We start from the raw sequence: 22694 nt of genomic DNA, 5'->3' as shown, positions 1-22694 counted from the left end.
GGCTTACGTCATCGCGTAAGGCCGCTGATGCGTTGATATTAGACCCCTCACTTGCCCAGTGGAGATCATGCGCGGCGCCGACACGTTCACCGAGAGTCTGTTTTCCCTGCGAAAGCTGGACGACTTCGTCCCGAAGTCGCATCCGTTGCGAGCGATCCGCGTGATGGCGAACGAAGCGCTGGCGAAGATGGATCGACTGTTTGCCGGGATGTACGAAGCGGACATCAAGGGCGGGCGGCCGAGCATTGCGCCAGAGAAGCTGCTGCGAGCCATGCTGATCCAGATCCTCTACAGCGTCCGCTCGGAGCGACAGCTGATGGAGCAGGTTCAATATAACCTGCTTTTTCGCTGGTTCATCGGCCTGGCCATGGATGACGAGGTGTGGGTGCCCACGGTCTTCACGAAGAATCGCGAGCGATTGATCAAGCACGACGCGATCATCGAATTCTTCAACGAAGTGGTGGCCATCGCCGGGAAGAAGGATCTGCTCTCGGGCGAACACTTCAGCGTCGACGGCACGCTGATCCAGGCGTGGGCGGGGCACAAGAGCTTCGTTCGCAAGGACGGTGACGATCAGGACAACGACGGCGGCAGCGCGGACGACTTCAAAGGCAGCAAGCGCAGCAACGAGACGCATCAGTCCCGGACCGATCCCGATGCGCGGCTCTATCGCAAAGGGAAGACGGCCAGCGAATTGCGGTACATGGGCCATACGCTGACCGATAACCGGCACGGCCTGGTGGTCAACGCGCGCGTGACACGCGCTGACGGGCATGCAGAGCGTGAAGCGGCCAAGATCATGATCAACGACGCGCGGCAAGCGATAAAGGATGCGAGCGCGAAGATCACGCTGGGTGCGGACAAGGGTTACGACGCACAGGAATTCATCGAGGCCTGCCACGAGATGAAGGTCACTCCGCACGTTGCGCAAAACAACTCGGGGCGACGTTCGGCGGTGGCCGACATGATTGCCTCGAGCGTGGGCTACGCCATTTCTCAGCAAAAGCGCAAGCTGATCGAACAAGGCTTCGGCTGGGCGAAGACCGTCGGGCGCATGCGCCAGGCGATGGTGCGCGGGTTGAAGAAGGTGGATCAGATGTTCGTGTTGAACATGGCCGCCTACAACCTCGTGCGCCTGCGATCCCTGGCACAGGTCCGTCCATAGTGACGGTAAACGCGGACATGAGGCCAGGAATTGGCCTCAAAACGCTTAAAAGGACATTGAATTCGCATTGAATTTACACAATGCGAAAAATCTTGCGGCGAGAGCCGCGTAATTGGAGCGAGGCCGCTTCAGCTCGGGTGTATTTCAGCGACCTGTTAATGAAATATGTGCGAGATAATCCGGAAGTCTGGTTTAATGCCAAAGGATATGGCGATCTACTTGCCGTATTTTTGGCGTTCGCATTTTTTTTTATCGTCGCTCTAATCGATGGGTCCTGCATTCAATTCTTGAACCTTTCCACCTATCAGCGAATGTACAGTACGAGACTGACGCGGGCGTTTCTCGGTGCGACCAATAGTCGACGCTTGCGTGATTCCAGAAAACGGGATGTAACATCACTCGTTCCTGGTGACAGCATTTCAATGGGGGAATACTACAGTAAGTATAACTGTGCTCCAGTTCACCTTATCAATGCGACGATTAACAAGACGATCGATTGGGATTCGGCACTAGTACAACGGGGTTCACGTGGAATGTCAATAAGTGTTGGGCCGGCCGGTGTAACGATCGGTGCAAAGCTTGGCGTACTGGAATGTAACTGGGCATCTGCTACTGATATATCAACGCCCGCGAAACACGTTCTGCGGGGGCGTGAGACGTCGAACATCTGGCTCGAGTCTCTAACTCTTGGAGATTGGATCGCAATTTCCGGAGCTGCTATTGGGACAGGGTTGGGGCAGCTAACCCGACGAGGGTATTCACTGCTGATGGGCATCGCAAACATCCGCCTCGGATATTGGTGGGACACCTATTCCTCGCCATTCCGTCAGGGTGCCGAAAAGTACCCCCGCACGCGCGTCCCGCTCCCGACCGCCCGCAAGCCACAGCGCTATATAACCGAGCGACTGTTCGGAACACAGTTCTGCCTATTGAGTGAACTGCTTGGCAGGTTCGACGGGCCTCGAGCTCGTCGTTGGAACCTGAGTGACGGGGGCCACTTCGAAAACACCGGTGCGTACGAGTTATTGCGTCGCAGGCTGAAGTTCATTTTGATTATCGATAACGGAGCAGACCCAGACTACAGATTCGATGATGTTGCCAACCTGATCCGTCGCGTGCGTGTTGATTTTGGAATCGAAATATCTGAAGTGGGAAACACGTCTTCCGGGCATGAACAATTTTCCCTGAATCGAGAGGTTATCGCCGGCTCGTTCAACGATTTCAAATTTGATAAGGAGCTCCACGGGGTGCGTCTGATCACAAAATTCCCAGACGGTGAACGTGGTCAGATCATCGTACTTAAACCGCGGACCTCTCTGGATGCACCATATGATGTGCGCAGATACCAGGGTGTGAGCAAGCACTTTCCAAACGAAAGCACCGCAGATCAATTTTTCGACGACGTACAGTGGGAATCGCACCGCGAATTGGGCTACTCTCAGGCACGCATGCTACTAGACACTTCATAGCTAACTGAAGCACCGCTGGTGGAGGTCGCGCCTATGGTTCCGGAATGGCGCCCCAGTTGCAATCGGCTTGCGCGATGCTCGATTGTGAATGTCTGTTGAAATTTCAGCGGGGATTGTCTGGCCCGCATCGGGCCGTGCGGATAAAACGCCAGACGTAGGAGTTCGAAATGACTAGCGTATCTCGTCCGCTGCACACGCCCGAGCTTCCTCCTGATACAAATACATGGGCTCGCTACATTCGTTCGCGACACATTAGTGACCTGAGAGGCGCTTGTATCTGGTCGCTAGTTGTTTTGATTGTACTCTTGTCGAGTTTTCTTAGTGCTTACTTTTGTCCAGCAGATGCATACAACATTGCGAAGAACGATCCATGGTTCGTATCGGCATATCTCGCATCGTTTCATAGTCCAGCGCTCCTCGCGGCTTCCGGTACGGCGATAGCCGCGTGGGCCGTCTTTGTATCTCGGCTTTATGACGTCGCGAGGGAGCGATTCGGGACGGTCGACATCTTTGAAGCCGACATAACGGCGATATGCCGAATCATATACGCAGTCGACATGGTTTCGGGATATGTCACTGCGTATCGATGGTTGAAATTTGCAGGAGGACTGTCCAGCGCCGCAAGGCGAGAAAGCTATTTCGAAGTTTTAGATGCATCCTTCAAAGAACTATCCGCACTTGGTCCAGTGAAGATTGATGCCATAATGGATTTTTATACTTTCCTACGTGGTGCGAGGGACGCGACGCTTTGATTCAACAATTGGGTAGACAACGACGGGGAGAATCGCGAGTCTTACCATGACATGTTGAGGAAAGCAGATGTCGTTCACGTTGCCTATCTTTTGTTTGCGAGTCTCGAGAGCGCCCAGAAGGCGTGCATAGCACTTATGGAGAAGAAGGACGGGCTTAAGGTAAGCGCTGAGCTAGCGAATAGGCACGCAACCGATGCTATCCCGAACTCGCTAACGGGACTCGTGTTGTACAAATACCTATACGTTCGAATGATAGAAAAAATGAAGATACAGCTGTTATGGTTTTTGGACAAATCAATCTCGATAGATGAAAGGGAAGACGAGCGCAGATTCTGGATCGAACTTAGATTGCAAAACGAAAAACTACGGGAGCATCCGGCCTTTAATGATTGTCAAGAAAAGTGGGGGGCGATGTACGAGGGGAGCAGTCAGCTGTGACAGCAGGTGTCATTTTCGGAGAAGAATACGAACATGAAGAAGCGATTTCCGGAACAGCAAATCATCGGGTTTCTGAAGAAATCCGAGGCCAGTATGCCGGTCAAGGAACTGTGCAGTCGCCATAGCGCAGGACGAAATCCGGCCAAACGCTGCACGGTATCGCAGCGCGACAGGACAGACATGGTCCGGCGATGGCGAGATGCCCCAATGGCTTAAACAGGCCATCAGTGCCGGACAATCTCTCGAACACTTTGCCGTGGACGGAACGGCGTCGCGGCGCGACGCTGCCACGCGTCGAAAAACAGACTGGCGCGAAGACCCATTTTCAGGTACGCGCCTGGCAACGGTTCACCCTTCATATGCTCGTGCCCGTTGATGCCTGAATGCACTATTGGCGTGGCGCGCTTTCGCGCAGTCATCCACACGCAACAGGAGCCCGTGTATTGACCAAGGGAAATCTCGCACGGTAAGGACGGGGTAGTTAACAGACGCGAAGCAGCGACGGCTAGCTTGATCCGTAGTGAGCTTCGGCGCGCCCTATTGGGATTCGGGCCGATGAGCGCAGGGCGCGCGGCTTAGATGCGCGACCGACTCTCCACGTGATCAAAAACGAAAAACAGCCAGACAGCAATTACGTGATTTCATAAGGTATTGTAATGAGGCCGGCTCGCAAACTCGCATCAAGTCAAGGCCAACCTCCTGTCGCAAAAATGGCGACGGTTAGGTCACTAAGTGCTCTTTTTTGCATCGCAGTTATGTTCCAGGCTAAAGATCTGATTGATCATTCTATCGATCATCTTGAAGAACGCCTCCGCACCATAGCCGGCAAGAAAGGCGATACCAGATGCCGTGATCGTGAGCGCACCCGTGCCAGCGCTGATGCCCTGCGCCACAGATGTCGGATTAAAGAACAGCCCGACCGCGACACCCGCCATCAGTCCCAATGGAAGCCGCAAGAATGCAAGTGCGGCGTCTCTCGGCGCCAAGACACAATCCTTGATCTTGTCTCCGACCGATCGCAGCATCGACGCTGCAGTTCCCAGAAGTCCAAACATAATCGGCAAGACGTAGTTAGAGTAAATCGACAATACCAACGTTATCGACTGAATATCCTCCTGCGTCGCGCTTTCCAGCGTTGTATCGTCACCAGTCTTGGGTTTCGGGACCGGATGCACCCCATTAGTCGAGCTGGAAGTCCCGGGCGCGGTCGATGATGCAGGTGAATGTGGCGAGCCAGTGGGCTCGTGTAACGTTCCAGTAGGTCGTGGTCCGTCTCGAGTGGAAAGGGTCACCGGTGCCAACTCACGTTCGGCACGCGAATGCAATGTTGACGCGGAATCATGAAGCAAGCGAAGCCGTGTTGAGGGGACACTGGCATCGTCCTCTTCGCCAGCCTCGGTCTCATTCATCATGCCGGTTACTTCCGTATGGCGTCGATCCCGGCATTGGCGCTTTTCAGTCCCGATCTCGGAAGGAAACGGAATCATCAGGACGTTTGACGGGAAGTGCGTGGCAAACGTACAGGCATCAGAGATTGTCTTGACGTAACGAGCTTGAGCATATGCCCACTCGTTGCATAACAGACTTATGTCACTGTTCTGATAACCGATGTACTCTCCATGGCAACGCTCCAATGGCATTGGGTGGTTCGGAGCGGCTGATTGCGATTTGGCTTCTTGCAGCTTCACCTGCTCGTAGATTTTGTCCGTTGCTTCGACGTCTCGCTTCCGGTCGTCTTCGAAGCGCGCCGTGATCTGGACCCCGTACGTGACCTGCCACAACAGTAGGGCAGCCACAATCGTCAGAATGATACTGGCAGTGGTCATTAATCGGTGCGTCCAACGAAAGTGCCTCGCATTTCGATATAAGCCAGGGTAGGCCTCGCGAGCGACGGAAGTCCTTGTCTGTCGCCGTTCGGTTTCAGTTTCATTTTCACCGGGAAGAGTCAGGTAACCGGCGGGCTCGATGAAACTATACGTATAAGCAATGGTCGCGCCTCTTGCCGGGTACGCAAGTGAACTGAGCTTGTCCTTCACCAGAGTAACCAGCGCCGCGTCAGCGGCACGATTCGACACATTGGAATCCGGCGGATACCGGAGCTTACAAACGTAAGTGATCGTCTCAAACGTATTGAGCGTTTCGTTCGGATATCCCGGCTTGGGCATCTTGAGGTCGATACTGCCTATGTGGACCTCCGGTCGTCCCGAGATGAAGTCAAGCAGAAGATGAACCTCATTCAACTCACGCTTGAAAATCAGCTCGTCGAACGAACTTGACGCTTTCTCACCAGATGGCGTGCTCATGGCCTACCTCCAATTCGCTGAAGAGCCTTCATCGAAGGCTTTTAGCGCGCAAAACTCTTCGCCCGCACCTCTCCGGAGTTCTCTGAACTTTGCGGATTGATGTTGCATAGTGGCAAGGAGAGCTCGATGAGGGTCTATTCGATGAGATTCTCTACGAGGAGAGTAGCGATGCATCGGGCATAGACCCCAATTCAAAAACGAGCGCCGTATTACCTATTTGAAAAGTTTTTCTTCTTTTGACAGTAGCCAACCGCCTTCCTTCGGACGGGCCACGCAGATCGCCTGGTGTCTTGAGGAGCTTTTCAATTTCGTCGCGCCCTTGTTCTACAGAGTTGACGTTCGAGTCTTCAACGACAGCTTTCGGGCAACGTGGGTGAACGCGTACTCCCGGCCATGAGTAGCCATTCGAGGTCGAGGTCTGAGCGTCCGTTCGCGAGCGACCAGGGGACTGTCGGGCGCAGATGGAAGGATGCTCGCTGGAGATGAGCAACGACGCTTATCGTGGCTTCAAATAGATGCGCGGCCGAGCGAGCGTCGAAGCGAAATGGAGTTCGGGTTGTCGCCGCTCCGCAACTCTTTGCGACGCCCGCTTCGTTTGCTTCGCGCTTGGTCGCCCAGGCCGACATCCAGCCGCAATCACTCGGTGTGTGAACCCGAAGCCGGAACAGGTCAGATTCTTCAGGCCATTCAGTCATTCCACGGCACTAACCTAAACGTTACGCGTGCTTCACACGTTACCGGTTCGACGTTTGCGTTGGCCTTCGCAACGCTCGGCCAACGCTCCGCGCCGTCCATAGCCCCTACACGGCCTCGCCGGTCTTTACGGCCTGGATCTGCATTCCGACCGCATACATCTCATCGATGTATGTCTTCAGTTGCTCAACGACGGGCACGTATCCTTGGCCCTCTCGTGCCGGCACCAGGAAAATATGGGATTCGCCGGTCGCTTCCGTCAACAACGTTTGAACATCGGCATAGGAGCGGTGAGCATAGTTTCGATATGTTTTCACCTCACAGAACCAATCTGTCTTCGCCGCGTTTTGCAGAATTGTCAGTGCAGACGCACAGTCTTCTCTTCCCGACATTTTGTCCCGCACGCCATGAGGCGTAAGGTCACGCCCAGTAAGCCCGAGTTGATACCTGATGTTGGCCCAAGCATGCAGAAGGTCCCACGTGGCAATAAGTTCCCAGAAAAACGAACGAAGCCGAGAATGAAGTTCTGCCGAATCTCGTTGATCGTGAGGTTGTTGCGCGATCACGGCGATCGCTTCCATGTGTTTGAATGCAGTCCTTTGCGCGACTCCCGCGTAATCGTGATGATCTTCCCATCGCAGCCGTTGAATTTGTGCTGATTCTTTGCAAGCCATTTTCTTTCCCCAAATCGATTTTGGTTTGTGATAGAGACCGTAGCTTCGGGCGTTTCCCTTTGCACGCAAAGGGCGTGAGTGCTGCAATCATGTTCGCGGCGCTACGCTTGCGACCGCGGGCGGCATCAAGCCTTGCAAGCGAGTCTCGACCATCCGGCTCAAATTGACCTGCCCCCAGTTTAATACGAAGCACAGTTAGAGTCCGAGGAAGTGCGCTCGTATGCCTTCATGGTGTCGGATGTTGTCTATTCCTAGATTGTCTTGCGGACTTCGCTGCGGGACTCCAGTAGCCCGTTCGATTTTTTCAATTTGCCAACAGCGCATTTCTCGCAATTGACCCATGAGCCGACTCTCCCGCCAACTCGCTCAACCCCGCTACACGAAAATTGTGTTAACGGCATGCACGTGAGCACCTTTAGTGCGAAGGAGGAACCCCTTGGGGGGCGCTGGGTGATTCCGCGAGGCTGGATGGGGAAGCGTTCGTGCGTTGAATGCGGCGTGCCGGACGGCTTGAAAAACTTGTTCGATGCATTATGACCGAAGGTGAATTAACAACTGGTCACGCGCCCGGAACGAGAGGCTGTGGCTGATCGGCATCGACCCGCGACGCAATCCCTTGCCCAGTCCTGTTATCGCGTTAGCTTCCAGTGCGCGCAACGCGCGCACCGATCATCACTCGACATTTCCCGCCAGCTTGCGCTTACCGGTACATTTCACTAATGCTCGCTGCGTTGTGAACGATCGAGGTCGCTCATTGGGACGCGATTTGTCCCGCGACTCGGCCCGCCAGGCGTTTCGCTTAGAATCTACGTCCGTCATCGGCAAGTCATGTCTGCGCGTCGACGGCCAATCGTTCAATCGGGGAGTGAACATGCGGTTTATCCATGCGGCGGATATTCATCTCGACAGTCCGCTTCACGGCCTGAGTGCCTATGCGGACGCGCCCGCGGCCATGCTGCGCAATTCGACCCGCGAGGCGTTCTCGTCGCTGGTGACGACCGCCATCGTCGAATCCGTCGATTTCATGGTGATCGCCGGCGACCTGTACGACGGCACCTGGCGGGACCACAACACGGGCATCTTTTTCTGCCGGGAGATGGGCCGGCTGCGACGCGCGGAAATTCCCGTGTTCGTCCTGTTCGGAAATCACGACGCCGAAAGCGAGATGACGAAACAGCTGCAACTGCCCGACAACGTCCGCACGTTTTCCACGCGCAAGGCGGAGACGTTCAAGATCGACGCGCTGAAAGTCGCGTTGCACGGCCATAGCTTCAGGGAACGGGAGACGACGGCGAACCTCGTTACGAGCTACCCGGCGCCTGTGTCCGGCTACTTCAATATCGGCGTGCTGCACACGGCGCTCGAAGGCAATGCGGCCCATGCGACCTATGCGCCGTGTTCGCTGGCGGAACTCCATGGCAAGGACTATCAGTACTGGGCGCTCGGGCACGTGCACGAGTTTGCGATGTGGCAGGACCGGTCGACGGTCGTATTCCCGGGCAATCTGCAAGGCCGCAATATCCGCGAGACCGGGCGTCGCGGCGCCGTCATGGTGACGGTCGACGATTCGGGCGAGATCGAAATCGAGCGCCTCTTCGTCGATGTGCTGCGTTGGGAAGCGGTGGAGGTCGATGCCTCGGCTTGCGCGACGCTCAACGATGTCGCGCGCGCGGTTGGTAGCCATCTGGAGATGCTCGCGGAATCGGCGTCGGCGACGGTGCCGCATGCCGTCCGCGTGACGGTGACGGGAAGGACTGCGGCGCATGGCGAGCTGTTCGGACTCGAGCCGCAATTGCGCGCCGAAGTGCTTGCGCAGATCGCGGGTCTCAGCCACGACCGTCTGTGGCTGGAGAAAGTACGCATCGAGACGAGCCCGCTGGGCAATAGTAATGCCGTGCTCGATCGCGCGGATGCCATCGCGGACCTGCATAACCTGCTCGTCGAAGCCGAGTCCGATCCGGAGTTTCTCGCGATGCTGAAAGAGCGGCTGATCGGGCTGGCGACGCATTCGCCTCACGAACTGCAAGAGATGGTGCCGGCGCTCTTCGATGTGCGCAACGGCGAACTGACGGGACTGGTGCGCGCAGTGCGCGCCGGGCTGGTTGAACAGGTGGCGAAGGCGAACTGAACCATGCGCATTGGCAAGCTCGAACTGATCCGCTACGGCAAGTTCTCCGATGAAGCGGTGGCGTTTCCCCGCTCGTCGCACGATTTTCACTTTCTCGTCGGACCCAACGAAGCCGGCAAGTCCACGATCAAGACGGCGATCACCGAACTGCTGTTCGGCATGCCACACAGCTCGCCGCTGGATTTCATTCATCCTCAGAGCGAACTGCGGCTGGGCGCGGTGATCGAGCATTCGGATCAGTCGCTGGCGTTTCATCGGTCGAAGGCGAGAAAGGCGTCCCTGTCCGCGCCGACGGGCGAGCCGCTCGCGGGCGAAGCGCTCGTTCCGTTTCTCGGCGAGGCCGACAAGGCGTTCTTCGAACAGATGTTCTGCCTCGATCACACGTCGCTGATCAAAGGCGGGCAGAGCATTCTTGATGCGTCCAGCGACGTGGGGCAGGTGCTATTCCAGTCGGCGGCAGGCATCTCGAGTCTGGGTCCCGTGCGGGAACGGCTCGCGGAAGAGGCCGACCGCCTGTGGAGCAAACGCAAGTCAGGCGAGCGCGCCTATTACGTCGGGCAGAAGCAACTGGATGACGCGAGCGCCGAACTGAGAGCTGCAATGGTCCGGACGTCCGCCTGGCGGGCTGCGCAGGAGACGGTCGGCGACGCGCTGGAAGGCAAGGAATCCGCAGAGCGCCAGCATGGCGAGCTGGAACTGAAACGCAGCCGCCTGGAGCGCATTCGCCGCGTCACGCACCATCTTGCCGTGTGGCGGGAGAAGACCGCCGAACTGCGCGCGCTGGGCGAGGTGATCGATCTGCCGCACGATGCCGACGCCACCCTGCAAGGCGCGTTGAGAAAACTCGCGGCAGCCGACGGCGCGCTCGAAGTGCATCTGCGGCGCGCGGGCGAACTGCAAGGCACGCTCGACAACAGGGACATCGATCAGACCGCGCTGGCGTTCCAGAGGGAAATTGAGGCGCTGGAAAGTACGCGCCACCGATGCGGTGATCACGAAGCGGACATCGCGCGCCTCGAGCAGCAGGTTTCGTTGCTCGTGCGTCAGGTCGCCGATGCCTGCGCGCAACTCGAATGGCCCCGGGACGAACTGGCAGCGCGTAATAGCGTGCCTTCGGCGCTCGCGTTGCATACGGTCGAGAGCCTGATGCGCGACCGCGGCAAGCTTGAGCAGTCTGTCGTCAACGCACAGCAGGCGTTAGAAAAGAAGCTGGCAGAGATCGCCGACCTTGGCCGCAAGCTGGAGAGCCTGCCCGCTGGTGACGTTCCCGACGATGTCCAGGCCGCACTGCGTTCCGGGCAACGATACAGGGAAAACGACCTCGCACAGCGCCGGTTGACGGAGGCCGCCGCCGACGCACAGCGCACGCTGGATGCGAGTCTTGCGGCGCTCGGCAAATGGAGCCGTCCGTTGCCGGCGCTGAAGTCGATGACCTTGCCATCGACGGAACGTGTCGCGTCGTTGCGTGCCGAGCGCGACGATCTCGTCTCGCGTCTCATGCGCGCACGCGACCGACTCGATGAAGCACGCGAGAGCGAGCGTCTGGCCGTTGCCGAACACGATTCGTTCGAGCAGGCGCATCAGATCGTGACGGGTGAGGTCGTTGTGCAGGCGCGCGGGGTCCGCGACGCGGCATGGGCGGCGATCAGGGATGGCGCGGTGTCGGTGGCGGACGGCGCGCCGCAATTCGAAGCCGCAATGACGGTGGCGGACGATCTGTCCGACCGGCAGGTCGGCTCGGTCACGGAAGCGACGGAACTGTCGAACCTGAAACAGCGGGTTCTCGAAACGAAGCAAACGGCCCTGCGCCATGGCCAGCGCGTTGCCGGGGCAGAAGAAGCCCTCGCGCGCTTCGACGCGGCCTGGGCGTCGGTCATATCCGAACAGCAACTGGCGGGCATGGCGCTCGACGATATCGCCTCATGGATCACGCGTCGCGAAAGCGCGCTGCAGGCCTCCGCAGCACTCGAAAAGAGCACGGGTGAACTCGAACGCGAACGCGCGGAGGTTGAATCGTGCCGGGCACGGCTCGCCGGTTGTCTTGTCCAGGCGGGGCTGAGCGGCCCGTTGCCGGCCGAGCTCGAAGACTTGTGCGCGATGGCCGAGCGCTACGTGAGCGAATGCAGGCAGGCAGCGACGACGCAGCGGCTGCTCGCCGGGCAGATCGAAGCGGCTCAGGCCGATGTTGCGAGCTTGCGTCGAGAGGCGGACGTGCACGACGATGCCCACGGTCACTGGAAGGATCAATGGGCCGCCGCCATGACGAAAGCGGGTCTGTCTGCCGTCGCGGATTCGGATGCCGCGACCGGGGCTGCGCTCGGAATCGCCAGGACGGTTCGCGAACAGCTCGATGAAATCGCAGCTATCCGCAACGCGCAGATCGATCCGATGCGTGCCGCCCTGGCGGACTTTTCCGCAGATGCCAGCAGGCTCGCGGTCAAGTTCGACGTGTCGATGCCGGAAGGGGATGCGAAAGCCATTTCGATCGAACTCTCGCGGCGTCTGTCGTCGGCGCGCGCTGTGCAGGCCGAATCCCAGCGCCTGACGAACGAACTGGCGGACGTGTCCGAGCGCGTTCGCCTCGCTCGTGCGGAGGTGGATGAGGCGACAGCGCAACTGCGTCCGCTCTATGCGCTTGCCGCCGTCGGCAAGCCGGACCTGCTGCGTCCGCTGATCGCGCGTTCGGACCGCAAGCGCGAACTGGCGGCGGCCATCGGGCAGGCGCACAGGAGTCTTGTCAACGATGGCGACGGCCTGAGCATCGAAGAACTCGCCGAGGAAGTCGACGCGACCGATCTGCGGACGGTCCAGGCCGATCTGCTCAGTGTGGGCGTCGCGCTGACGGACTCGGTCAATGCACGTGCCGAGATGGCGACCAGGGTGGCGGAGGCGCGTCAGCAGCTGGCGGCGATCTCGGGCGGCGCGAATGCGGCGATCGCAGAAGCAAAACGTCAGGAGGCGCTCGCCGCCATGGCCGAAGCGGCCGAACGCTTCATCAAGGTCGAGACGGCGTCCACGTTGCTGCGCTGGGCCGTCGACCGGTATCGGGAGCGTCGTCAGGGGCCCATGCTGGCACGCGCGAGCGCAATCTTTTCGGAGCTGACGCTCGGTGCGTTCGAACGTCTTTCGGTCGACTACGACAGCCAGCCGCTGGCGCTGGCCGCCGTGCGCGCGGGCGGCAAACGCGTGGAGATCAGTGGCATGAGTGAGGGGACGCGTGACCAGCTCTATCTGGCGTTACGTCTTGCCGCGCTCGAACTGCATTGCGAGCGTGGTTCCGCGCTGCCTTTCGTTGCCGATGACCTGTTCATCAATTTCGACGACAGGCGTGCGAAGGCAGGGCTTCGCGTGCTGGCCGGACTGTCCACGCGCATGCAGGTGATCTTTCTCAGTCACCATGATCACCTGGTCGAGATCGTCAACGAGGTGTTTGGCGCTTCGGCGAACGTGCGATATCTCGGTTATCCTTAGATGCAGCGGTGTCCGTCAAAATTTCTCTGCGGCTCAAGGTTAAGGCGTCATGTCTTCTGCCTGGCGTTGTGCAGCCAGGCATAGTTAAAGACATTCTGCTCGTCAGCGTGGCAACAACGCGGAGCCATGAATGCGCAGCGAGACCCGCGCTGCCGCTCAGCGTATAGGTGTGCGGGTACCGAGACCGCGCGTATCTCTAGACACAAACCGAGGTGAGTGTGTCTGCAGTTGCGAGAAGACATATCAACTAATAACTGAGAGAGCCAAGCTGGCGTGCTTCACCATGAAAATGAGCATCGACGCGCTTCAGGTCAAACACGGGGATTCGATCGTCATCGAAATCGAATGGGCCACCGACAAGGTCTTTCGGATTCTGGTTGACGGTGGTCCTCCTGGAGTTATCGCCAAGATAAATATCCCGGCTCTGAAGAGTCATCAAGCGAAAGCCCTGACGAGCGCGTTGGACTCGTATCGTCACGCAGGCTTGTCATTCGACCTTACCGTTCTGACGCACATAGATTCTGATCATATCGGCGGCTTGTTGGCGGCCTACAAACGCGAGGACTATAGGCGCGTCCTTGGCACTGATATCTGGTTTAATTCGGCACGTCTGATCGCATCCGAGCTAACCACCGTGCAGTCTGATGGATCAGATTTTGCAATCGACCAAATCACCGGTCCGGAGACCAGTGTGAAGCAAGCGGCTGATCTGGACGACCTGCTGGATGAATTGAAGCCAAATCGACGCTTGGTCATTGCCGGGCAGCAGATGCAATATGAATGGGGGACTATTGATATTTTGTCTCCGACGTCGACACAGTTGAACGAGTTGGCCGTTAAGTGGGAGATGGAAATTCCAAGCAAAGAAACATCCAACAAAGGCGACGACTATCACGAAACGTTGGAGCAATTGCAGAAAGACGATGAATTTTCTGCTGACACTTCTGTCCCCAATGCAAGCTCGATCGCATTTCTCATAAAGTCCGAAGCAGGGACCGCACTACTGCTAGGCGACGCTCTATCGCAAACCGTCTCTGATAGTCTCCGCGCTCTTGGGTACACCGAAAACAATCGACTTGCCGTCGATATGTGCAAGCTATCGCACCATGGAAGTGCAGGAAACACTTGCCCCGAATTTCTTTCGCTCGTCGAAGTTCAGAACTTCATTATTTCGACCAACGGCTCAAATCAACTGCCGGACAAACGAACAATTGCCCGAATATTAAAATACTGTCCATCGAGTAAAATTACTTTCAATTATCCGGAGTTGTTGAAAAAGATATTTCACGCAGATGAACTCAAAAATTACAGCCATCTTTTGACTGCCCAAAGCGGGCGACCATAGCCAAATGAACTACAGCGATTTCGAAGACAATCTTGTTCGCGTTAATCGGGGAAGTGGAGTCCTCGTTCCTGCCATGACGGACGAGTTTTGTTACGTTTTTACAGCTAGGCACAATCTTTCCGAGAATGAAAACACGATTACCGATCGCAACGGCGTCGAACTAGGGATGGTAACGTCGGATTTGTGCTTTCCTCATCAGGATCGGGATGCTGCAGTGATCGTCCTAAAGGGTGTGGAACCGAAGCCCCTCCTCCTCGATCGCCAGTCACTTGGTCGAAAGCAAGAAATAACTTTAGGCGGTTTTCCATTGACCCGGTCCACATTTGTTGGGGAGGACGCGACGCGTTTTTTTGATGGCGAAATTAAGCGTGCAGACGAATATGAGTTTAGTATCTTCTGCGAAGAATTTCCGACTCAAGACGACATCATGGGAGTCTCAGGGGGAGGAATTTTCGTTGATTTCGACAGCGAATGGATACTTGCGGGGATTGAATATAGCGTCGAAAGGGAAGTGGAAGAGAACAATACCCAACTCAAAGTTTGCCGGACATTGGTATTTGAACAGATCATCCGGGATAAGGCCCTACCTTTAGCACTGCCCTCGTTTTTGCGAAGCTTCAATCTGCTAATTAGCTTGGCTTTCAACTTGAATGGCACTTTCTTCGATGAGGACAAGCAGAAAGCTTTATCGCAACTCCTCCAAGATTACGCGAAATTAAATCTCGCATTAACTCAGATTACTCCTGAGTCGCTTCGGACGAACTTCGGCCTGCAATTGTTGATAAAGAATACACCCGAGTTTTGCATAAGCGACAGAAAACTTTGGGTATCGTGGTTGGAATTTATGACTCTTTCCTTGATGATTGATGGAAAGCAGCCAGCCGACCTTACGATGGACTACGTCAACGACCTGCACAAGAAGCGTCGTCTACTGTATAGCAACTCTAAAGAGGACTGGAGCAAATTCATCCGGAATATTGGCCACACCGACATGGATGGCATTGAAGATGGGGCAATTGTAATTGTAAGTAGCGATTGCCAATTACCTCCAACGAGAGCGACGATTGACTATAGCAAAGTTGCAGTTGATATTGGCTTGATCAATAGCAGGCCGTTTGATTTTACGAAAGCGTCTCGAGCCACGCCGTCTCGCATACTACATCTCGATGGTATTCATGCTCAGTGCATTAATAACAAAGAAGATGAATATGATTGCAAGGATTATCAGACAACCATTAACAAGATAAAAAATGAATACCTTGCAACTATTTCACGATGAAACATCTAGCACGGTAGCCGTGCTCGACGAATTGCGGTCGATTTTCAGCGACGTCAAATTCCATCTATATCGATCGAATGATCAGATGAAGTTCATAACGTGCTTCGTTGCCATTTTTTCGTCTGGGGAATCTTGCGTCGAATTATGGGAAAAAGTGAATTCGTCTGTTACGGTGGTTTCGCAAAGCTTTATAAATTCCGGTGTCATGCCGTGGAATCTTTATTTGCTTATGTGCAGCCCAGATTCTCTCAACAAACTTTCTAAATATAGAATCGAAAATGATCGATTCGCCGCACGCAAGATCATTGTTTCCGACCAAGAGTTACCTCAGTTTGCGAATGACCCCTACCGCGCAGCTCTCGAAGATGCCATCCTCGGAAATGATATTGAATTGACTAATCTGGAAGCATCGGAAAATGTGGAAGCCAGATCGGTTAATCATGATAATTTTATCCGAACCTTCCTTTTATCAAAAAATGAGCCTGTTCCGGTTGACCGAAAGCCGGCATCAATTCAATTGCGAAAACAATATTTGAGTGAATTGATGGGAATCGCAAAAAAGACATGAAACTCAAAAAAGTTATCATTGACGGATTTCGCGCATACGAGTCTGCGGACAACGGCACATTCGATTTCACGACCCCATCCGGGCAATGCGCCGATTTTGTCACAATCTTTGCTCCAAATGGATTTGGGAAAACGTCTTTCTACGACGCGGTGGAATATGCCCTCACTGGAAATATATCTCGTTTCGTCCGAGATGCTCATCGAAGCAACTACGACAGTAAATCGAGGACACAACTGCAACGAGAACGAAAGCAATACATTCTCCGAAATCATTCAATCCCACCATCCGCGACGGCTAAAATCGATGTTTTACTTGAGATAGATGGAAAAGAGCATCTGGAGAGGAAGACCATTCCAAAGCCCAAGACTGGAAGAGATTTTTTCTTCACTAGCGCGGGTAACGATTCAAAATATCCGGGAATGAGAGATGTTTTTCTATCTCAGGAAGCCATCGACGCTTTTCTTCGGGAGGAGCGACCTGACGCACGCTACGTCCGCTTCATGAGCAATTTTGGGGACAGCGACGAAGTCTATCGCTCAAACCTAGAAACGCTCAAACGGGAACTCGAGGCGACGCTGCAGGAAACTCAGGCCCAAGAAAGGCAACTGCGAGAGATTGCGGAACGACCCGTCAACAGAGAGATCTTTACAGTAATCAATCGAACGATCGAATCGCTTTCGATTGATCAAGAGGTCATATCGCCGATCGGCGAACGTTTCGTGGCGGACGACGAACGCCAACTTCGGAACCATGTCACTCAACGCGTCCACGACCTTGAGACATTGCGTGCACGTTTGCAGTCGAGCATCGCAGCACTATCGCAGCTCGCTGCGCAGCAATCAGGCATTGCATCAGCCGTAGAACGAAAGCTTGGTGCGCAGCGGGAGATCTCGGCCATAGCGTCGCTCAGAGCAGAGTACGGCGTGAGAACATCTATGGTTCAAACCCTCGCCGGTCTACAGACGTTAATAACCGAATCGAATCGATGGAGCGAACGTCTTTCAGAAACTCTCGCCTTGGCGCCTGCGTTTGATGACTTGCAGGCAACGCGGGAAATGGCGCTGGCTACAAAGCTCAAGAACGGTCAGGAGCTTGACATACTTCGAGTCGAACTGGCGAAGCTTGCGCAGCGTGAAGGCGAATGCGGACGCCGCGCAGAGATTGTGGAAGCGGAGATTCAGCGGCTACTGGCGTTGCAGAGAGACTGTCCATCGACATACCTTCAGATAGATGCGAAACGAGAACTGGCTCAGGTCAAAGAACGGGAAAGGAGTCAACAAAAGCAGCTCCTCGAATCACTGACCGCCCGGCTTACGCTAAGTCGTCAGGAATTTGGGAAAGTCCGCTCAATTGCTGTTGGGCCGGACTTCGCGGATGCACCGGAATTGACGCTAATCGCGTCTGACGAGTTTTCTCCCATTGCGTTAAGGGCCGCCATCGTCGAGGTAAAGGCGAAACGTGCACTATTTGACGAATCATCGCGTGCACTTGATGCCGTTCAACTGCACACCAGTCAAATCGCTGACCTTGTCGCCGCAGGCCGAGCCCTTCTAGGTGAATTGCACTCTCCTAAGTGTCCGCTTTGCTCTCATAACCATGGATCTTATGAAGCGCTGTTGGACGTGGTTTTGAACAACGATGCCCTCACAGACAGAGAGCAGACCGCGTTGCGCGAAAAGCATAAGGCAGAGGCTGCTCTAACAGAGGCGACCGCTGTTCTAGACCGATTGCTGCAAGGTTGGGAAGTCGCGAAGGCGAAACGTATTGATGCCCTTCGTGAAAATATCCAGATTGATGAGCGGGACTTAACCCAGAAAGAAGAAATCGTCCGACAGCTTGAGGGTGAACTCCAAGGCTTACACGCTGAACTTGTCAAGCTTCAGGCAGATGTTTTAAATTTGCCACTCGCCCAATTCCTCGAGAAACTGACTGGCGATATCACGAGTCAGAATGCAAGGCGTGACGCGGAGTTGAAGGAGAAAGTCGAATGCAAACAGCAACTAGATTTGCTAGTGGCTCGAGAAAAGGATTTGCTTCAGCTGGTGGAGGCAGAACAAGCCAAGGTCAATATCATCGAGAGTGACGTCCGCTATCAGACGACAATCGCTTTCTGCCAGACGCATCGGATCGATGCGAAAGCGGTGCGTGATTTTATTGCGCAGCGGACCGACGAGGTACGGCAGAAACTGGTTGACCTTGATTTGCAATTCCGAGCCACCTCGAAACTACTTTCCGACATCGACACGAGATTGCCGTCGCTCCAGCAGTGGGATGCAAACGAAGCTTCGGTGTCTGAAACGCGAGCTCAAGAAGTATTGCTCGCGGCGGATGCTTTGATTGTGCCTTTCGAGTCCTCTTGCGAGCAGCAACTGGCTGGGTATGAGAAATCGTGGTCTATGTCCGAAGTCGAGAACAGCGTCGCTGCGTCGCTATCATCCGCGAGGCAAAAAATAGAATTGCATGATCGAATTCTTCAAAACTATACGTTGTTAGGTCAGCAGTTGACAGACGTGCGGCCATACTTGGAGTCGATTGACGCCCAGACCGCATTGAACGATGTTATTGTCAAACGTGGAAAAGAGGACGCTTTGGCTGCCGCTTTGAACAGCGAGTACGAAAGCGTAAGCCAAAATCTTGACAGAAAAATTCAAAGTTTTTTCTATCCCAATTTGATCAACTCGATTTATCGGCGGATTGACCCTCATCCAGATTTCAAGCGGGTCGAATTTTCACCTAGTTTTGAGGAAGACAAACCTACCCTTGAGGTATTTGTTGCAGACGCGGACGGCGATCTCATATCTCCGGATCTCTTTTTTAGTGCAGCCCAGGTGAATATCTTAAGTCTAAGCATTTTTCTCGCGCGAGCCCTTCATGCTAAAAATGGAGAGCATGATGTGAAATGCATCTTCATCGATGACCCTATACACTCGATGGATTCCATAAATGTTCTCGCGACAATCGATCTGCTACGCAGCATTTCTCTAAGGTTCGATCGTCAGATCATCCTATCCACGCACGACCGGAACTTTTTTGAACTTTTGCAGCGCAAACTCCCATCCGCTCAATACAATTCCAAATTTCTTGAGCTTGAGACGTTCGGAAAGGTGGTGGCAGTTCCGTGAAGTTGAAGGAAGGAAACGTCGTTCCGCCGTCCTAGGCTGACTAAACTACGAAATTCCGCTTTTCCGGGGGCTTGGGCTGTCGACCGCCTCGCCTCCACTCAATGCTCACCTCATCCGCCTGAATGCCCAGTATCTAGTCACTGTCTCATATGGTCGACATTAGAAACTCTTTGTTGCCGATAGCAGCCGCTTGTCTTGAGCTCTGGCCGAGCGGTCGGTTTACCGTGCTCAGCAGCCGGAATTGCGGAACCAGATGAGCGTCCGCAACGGCCGATCAGCCGCCATGGCCTGCCTGGCAGCGGGTAGGGGACGTACCGCCGCTTGACATAAAAACCGCTGGCGGGCTTGACAACATGACATGGCAGACAGACAACAACAGACACATAACCGGCAAACGTCGAGCCGCTTGCGCCCGATGAACGCGGACGGCTCGAGAGTCCTGCCAGCAAATGGCGTCGTTCCGGGCGTCCGCGGCTGCATCATCTGATGGTCGTGCAAATTCTTGCGTCACGGTGACCACCGTTTCCCGTCTCACTGGGGCATCATGCAATTCGGCGCAAATCCAGACGGCCTGGCGCTCACGACGGATCGGCCGATCGACGCCGCCAACGACTTACAACAGGACCGCCTGCTGTAAAAGCTCCAGGGCTTTCAATTCGTCCAGCCGACCCGTGCGTGCCTTACCCGCCAGCGTCTTGATCAATGCTTCTGCTATCGGTGCAATACCGTGGAGATTGTCCAGGCTGGTCACGGTGGCGAAGGGGAGTGGAGCCGGACTTTGCTGCGGGTGCGCGGAGACGGGCAACGATTCGGGCATCGACCCGGAGGGTGCAGATGTGGCTGCCGGCACCGCTTCATCCTTTTCATCGAATGAACGGCTGGCAAGGTCCTCGGAGGAATCATTGACATCAGCTCGCGGGCTGACGACGATCGTCTCCGTGTCTTCCGCGACGTCCGCCGAAACAGGTGCGGGGCTTTCCGATGCATCCAGGGCGGTCGCACGCACGCGCCTCGTGCGCACTTTCCCGTCGACGAGATTCCCCCGTACACCATCGTTCGTTGCTGGCGCAGGCGACTCATGTTGTTGAACGGATGCGCGACCGCGTGGAGCAGGCGTAAGCAGACGCGACACTGACTCTGGAATGTCGGCTTCCGTGCGCGGACTGTCTAACCAGCCAACTGGCAATCCGAGTCGCTCCGTGAACCGGTTTGTTTCCAAACTGTCCATGCGCTTCTTGCCATGTAGACGATCGGCGATGTTGAATCCACTCATCTCCATGACCACGCCGAGTCTGACTTTCGATCCGTTGCGACTGGTGAGAAGGTGGAGGTTGGCGCGTCGGATATTTTCCACCTCGGCGCTGTCGCTCAATGCTAGCGGCTGCTGTTGCGGCGTTTTAGGCGGCTTGTTTGTCGGACGCGAAGCTTTAACCGGCACTCCTGGTTTGGGCTGTTCGGGCTTTCCGCTTCGACTATTCTTGACGGTTCTCGGCGAACCGCCAGCTACTTTCTTTGGCATTTGCGCTTCCTCGGACAAACTATCCTCAGGAACTGGTTGCTGGTTGGCGGTCCGGGCAGGAGCCGGCTCAAGTGCTTCGGCCTCTGCGTCGAATCCTTCATCGATCTGGACGAAGTCGAGCGGTGACTTCAGACGGGCGATGGTCTCGGCCGCGAGCGCAGGATTGGGCTGGTCAAAAAAGCCGTGCGGTAACCCGAGCGTGGTTTCCATGTGAAAGGCGGTCTCGGGCGTGAACCGCTCGCCTTTCATCAGTTCGGCCACGCGCGTCATGCTCGATTCGAGTGCAATGGCGATATTCTCTGCGCCTACCGCATCGACCAGAAACTGAAACGATCGTGTTTTGAAGATGGAGGCAGTCTGGGCGGGGTCTCGGGGCGGCGCCTTCACATACGGAGGTCCCGGCCGTTGGGGTGGAGGCTTTTTCTCGTGGTGAGGTTGGCGTTGGCCGTTGCGCCGGGATCCCGCATATCGCCCGCGGGCTTGACTCATAAAATACGGCTCCATGCGACGTTGATTCTGGACATGCTGATTATAGACGAGGCGATGTCGGGATTCGACGCCGTCCTCATGCTGTCACATTTTGGGATTAAGCTCTTCGCCCTCGGTAGTCAGCCAACGGTCGTGGGCGTCATGCAGCGCCCGTCGCCGTAAAACCTGGCGACCGGCGTTTCTCTCTTTGCGTCAGGAGCATCCCGTGTTGAGCGCCCACGAATTCGCAACATTGATGCTGGTCAAGGACTCCGCCGATCACATTGCTGATCGGGAAGAGCTTGGTGCGTTGCTTGAACGCCAGCTTGTTGCACTGGAGCGACGTGCGGGCGGAGCAGTGCGCCCTCGCATCACGGAGGACGGAGAGTCGCTTCTCCGCAACCTTGCCTTTATTAATAATGCGAAATATCCGTCGGGCGCCGCCTGAAATCTGCCAGCCGCACGACTGGCGGGCGGCAGGAACTCAACGCAGCGCTTCCAGGCGGCGTTGGCAACATTTGTCGTCGCCACCGCGTCGATAGCTCTGCATGGCCTTTGTGCGATCCGGAATGAATCCGTTGTCGTCCACGCCCCACAGGCCTTCCCAGAAAAGCCCGAGATTATGTGCCGCGGCCTTGTGGCCCAGTTCAATGGCCTGCTCGTAGAGCGATCGCGCACGGCTCACATCAACATGCATACCCCGCCCGAGCCGTGCACTATCGGCCAGCGCGGCAGCGGACATGCCGCGCAGACGACTGTCCGCGGTTTCATCTTTCATCACATCGTCGAGAATCGCGTTCCCGGTCTCGAAGTCCGCCTCACCTCCTGTGGCCGTAACCAGGGAAATGGCCATCGCTACCCGCCAGGCCGGATGACGGTTCACCCCGATGCGCTCGAGTAACCAGCGGCCCAGACAAGCCGCGCCATCCAGTGTGCTGGTCAGGAGCGCGTTCGCGATCGCGGCGAGCGACTCGGGTGACAGGAATCCCGTCTTGTTAGCAGCGAGGACATGACGGGAGAATTTCTCAACATCAAGAGAGGGGTCAGCGCGACGCAACTGATGCCATTCACGCTCGATTGTGCCAACCCAGCTTTCCATCTGCATGGTGAGCGACCCTTTGGTGAAGAATGCACCCCATTGTAGCTCACCATTTTCCATTCGCAATGCCCATTCGCGCGTCTAACTAAGCCTGATGACGACGCGGCCGTACACAGCTCACAAGGGATTTTTTTGAACTGGCCTCTTCTAAGTATCACGTTCGTGCGCTGGGGAAATGTTGCATATCCGACAATGTCGGAT

At 55.7% G+C, this 22694-nt stretch carries 14 protein-coding genes and 2 pseudogenes; 12 read left to right on the top strand and 4 right to left on the bottom strand.

Features of this window, described 5'->3' with window-relative positions; genetic code table 11:
• Positions 1–67 precede the first annotated feature (67 nt).
• The 5 genes and pseudogenes from AB4Y32_RS31905 to AB4Y32_RS31885 all read left to right on the top strand — a co-directional run.
• The gene (locus AB4Y32_RS31905) at positions 68–1165 is read left to right on the top strand and encodes an IS5 family transposase (protein WP_368725138.1); all 1098 of its coding nucleotides are present in this window, start codon (positions 68–70) and stop codon (positions 1163–1165) included.
• Between the two features lie 80 nt (positions 1166–1245).
• Positions 1246–2634: a hypothetical protein gene (locus AB4Y32_RS31900; protein WP_368725137.1), complete on the top strand. Its 1389-nt coding sequence runs from the start codon at positions 1246–1248 to the stop codon at positions 2632–2634.
• A gap of 803 nt (positions 2635–3437) precedes the next feature.
• On the top strand, positions 3438–3824 hold the full coding sequence (locus AB4Y32_RS31895; RefSeq protein ID WP_368725136.1) for a hypothetical protein: 387 nt from the start codon (positions 3438–3440) through the stop codon (positions 3822–3824).
• Between the two features lie 33 nt (positions 3825–3857).
• A pseudogene (locus AB4Y32_RS31890) lies at positions 3858–3947 on the top strand (transposase); the annotation flags it as partial.
• Positions 3937–4200 (top strand): annotated as a pseudogene (locus tag AB4Y32_RS31885) (H-NS family nucleoid-associated regulatory protein); the annotation flags it as partial. The pseudogenes AB4Y32_RS31890 and AB4Y32_RS31885, both read left to right, overlap by 11 nt.
• Before the next feature lie 352 nt (positions 4201–4552).
• Here AB4Y32_RS31885 and AB4Y32_RS31880 read toward each other — a convergent pair.
• Positions 4553–6127 carry a hypothetical protein gene (locus AB4Y32_RS31880; protein WP_368725135.1) on the bottom strand — a complete coding sequence of 525 codons (1575 nt, stop codon included), beginning with the start codon at positions 6125–6127 and terminating at the stop codon, positions 4553–4555.
• An 800-nt stretch (positions 6128–6927) separates the two neighbouring features.
• Positions 6928–7401 carry a hypothetical protein gene (locus AB4Y32_RS31875; protein ID WP_368725134.1) on the bottom strand — a complete coding sequence of 158 codons (474 nt, stop codon included), beginning with the start codon at positions 7399–7401 and terminating at the stop codon, positions 6928–6930.
• A gap of 964 nt (positions 7402–8365) precedes the next feature.
• Here AB4Y32_RS31875 and AB4Y32_RS31870 point away from each other — a divergent pair.
• From AB4Y32_RS31870 to AB4Y32_RS31845, 6 genes are all read left to right on the top strand, one after another.
• A complete protein-coding gene (locus AB4Y32_RS31870; RefSeq protein WP_368725133.1) occupies positions 8366–9622 on the top strand; it encodes an exonuclease SbcCD subunit D in 1257 nt (418 codons plus the stop codon).
• Positions 9623–9625: 3 nt separating this feature from the next.
• Positions 9626–13093, top strand: coding sequence for an ATP-binding protein (locus AB4Y32_RS31865; RefSeq protein ID WP_368725132.1), 3468 nt, complete (start codon positions 9626–9628; stop codon positions 13091–13093).
• A 283-nt stretch (positions 13094–13376) separates the two neighbouring features.
• The gene (locus AB4Y32_RS31860) at positions 13377–14438 is read left to right on the top strand and encodes a ComEC/Rec2 family competence protein (protein WP_368725131.1); all 1062 of its coding nucleotides are present in this window, start codon (positions 13377–13379) and stop codon (positions 14436–14438) included.
• 4 nt (positions 14439–14442) lie between these two features.
• On the top strand, positions 14443–15717 hold the full coding sequence (locus AB4Y32_RS31855) for an ABC-three component system protein (protein WP_368725130.1): 1275 nt from the start codon (positions 14443–14445) through the stop codon (positions 15715–15717).
• Positions 15689–16285, top strand: coding sequence for an ABC-three component system middle component 1 (locus AB4Y32_RS31850; RefSeq protein WP_368725129.1), 597 nt, complete (start codon positions 15689–15691; stop codon positions 16283–16285). Before AB4Y32_RS31855 ends, AB4Y32_RS31850 begins: the two co-directional genes overlap by 29 nt.
• Positions 16282–19407 (top strand): AAA family ATPase, encoded by a 3126-nt coding sequence (locus tag AB4Y32_RS31845; RefSeq protein ID WP_368725128.1) that lies wholly within the window; start codon positions 16282–16284, stop codon positions 19405–19407. The genes AB4Y32_RS31850 and AB4Y32_RS31845 overlap by 4 nt, the downstream gene beginning before the upstream one ends.
• 613 nt (positions 19408–20020) lie before the next feature.
• Here the strand turns inward: AB4Y32_RS31845 and AB4Y32_RS31840 are convergent.
• Entirely contained in the window at positions 20021–21415 is a 1395-nt protein-coding gene (locus tag AB4Y32_RS31840) for a hypothetical protein (protein WP_368725127.1), read from the bottom strand.
• A gap of 205 nt (positions 21416–21620) precedes the next feature.
• Between AB4Y32_RS31840 and AB4Y32_RS31835 the strand changes: the two genes are divergently transcribed.
• On the top strand, positions 21621–21842 hold the full coding sequence (locus AB4Y32_RS31835; protein ID WP_090872359.1) for a hypothetical protein: 222 nt from the start codon (positions 21621–21623) through the stop codon (positions 21840–21842).
• Between the two features lie 36 nt (positions 21843–21878).
• Here AB4Y32_RS31835 and AB4Y32_RS31830 read toward each other — a convergent pair whose 3' ends face one another.
• Entirely contained in the window at positions 21879–22553 is a 675-nt protein-coding gene (locus tag AB4Y32_RS31830) for a sel1 repeat family protein (RefSeq protein WP_368725126.1), read from the bottom strand.
• Between the last annotated feature and the right edge of the window lie 141 nt (positions 22554–22694).

This window comes from Paraburkholderia phymatum (assembly GCF_040965635.1).
Classification (GTDB): Bacteria; Pseudomonadota; Gammaproteobacteria; order Burkholderiales; family Burkholderiaceae; genus Paraburkholderia; species Paraburkholderia phymatum_B.
This window is presented reverse-complemented; position numbering and strand designations above follow the sequence as displayed.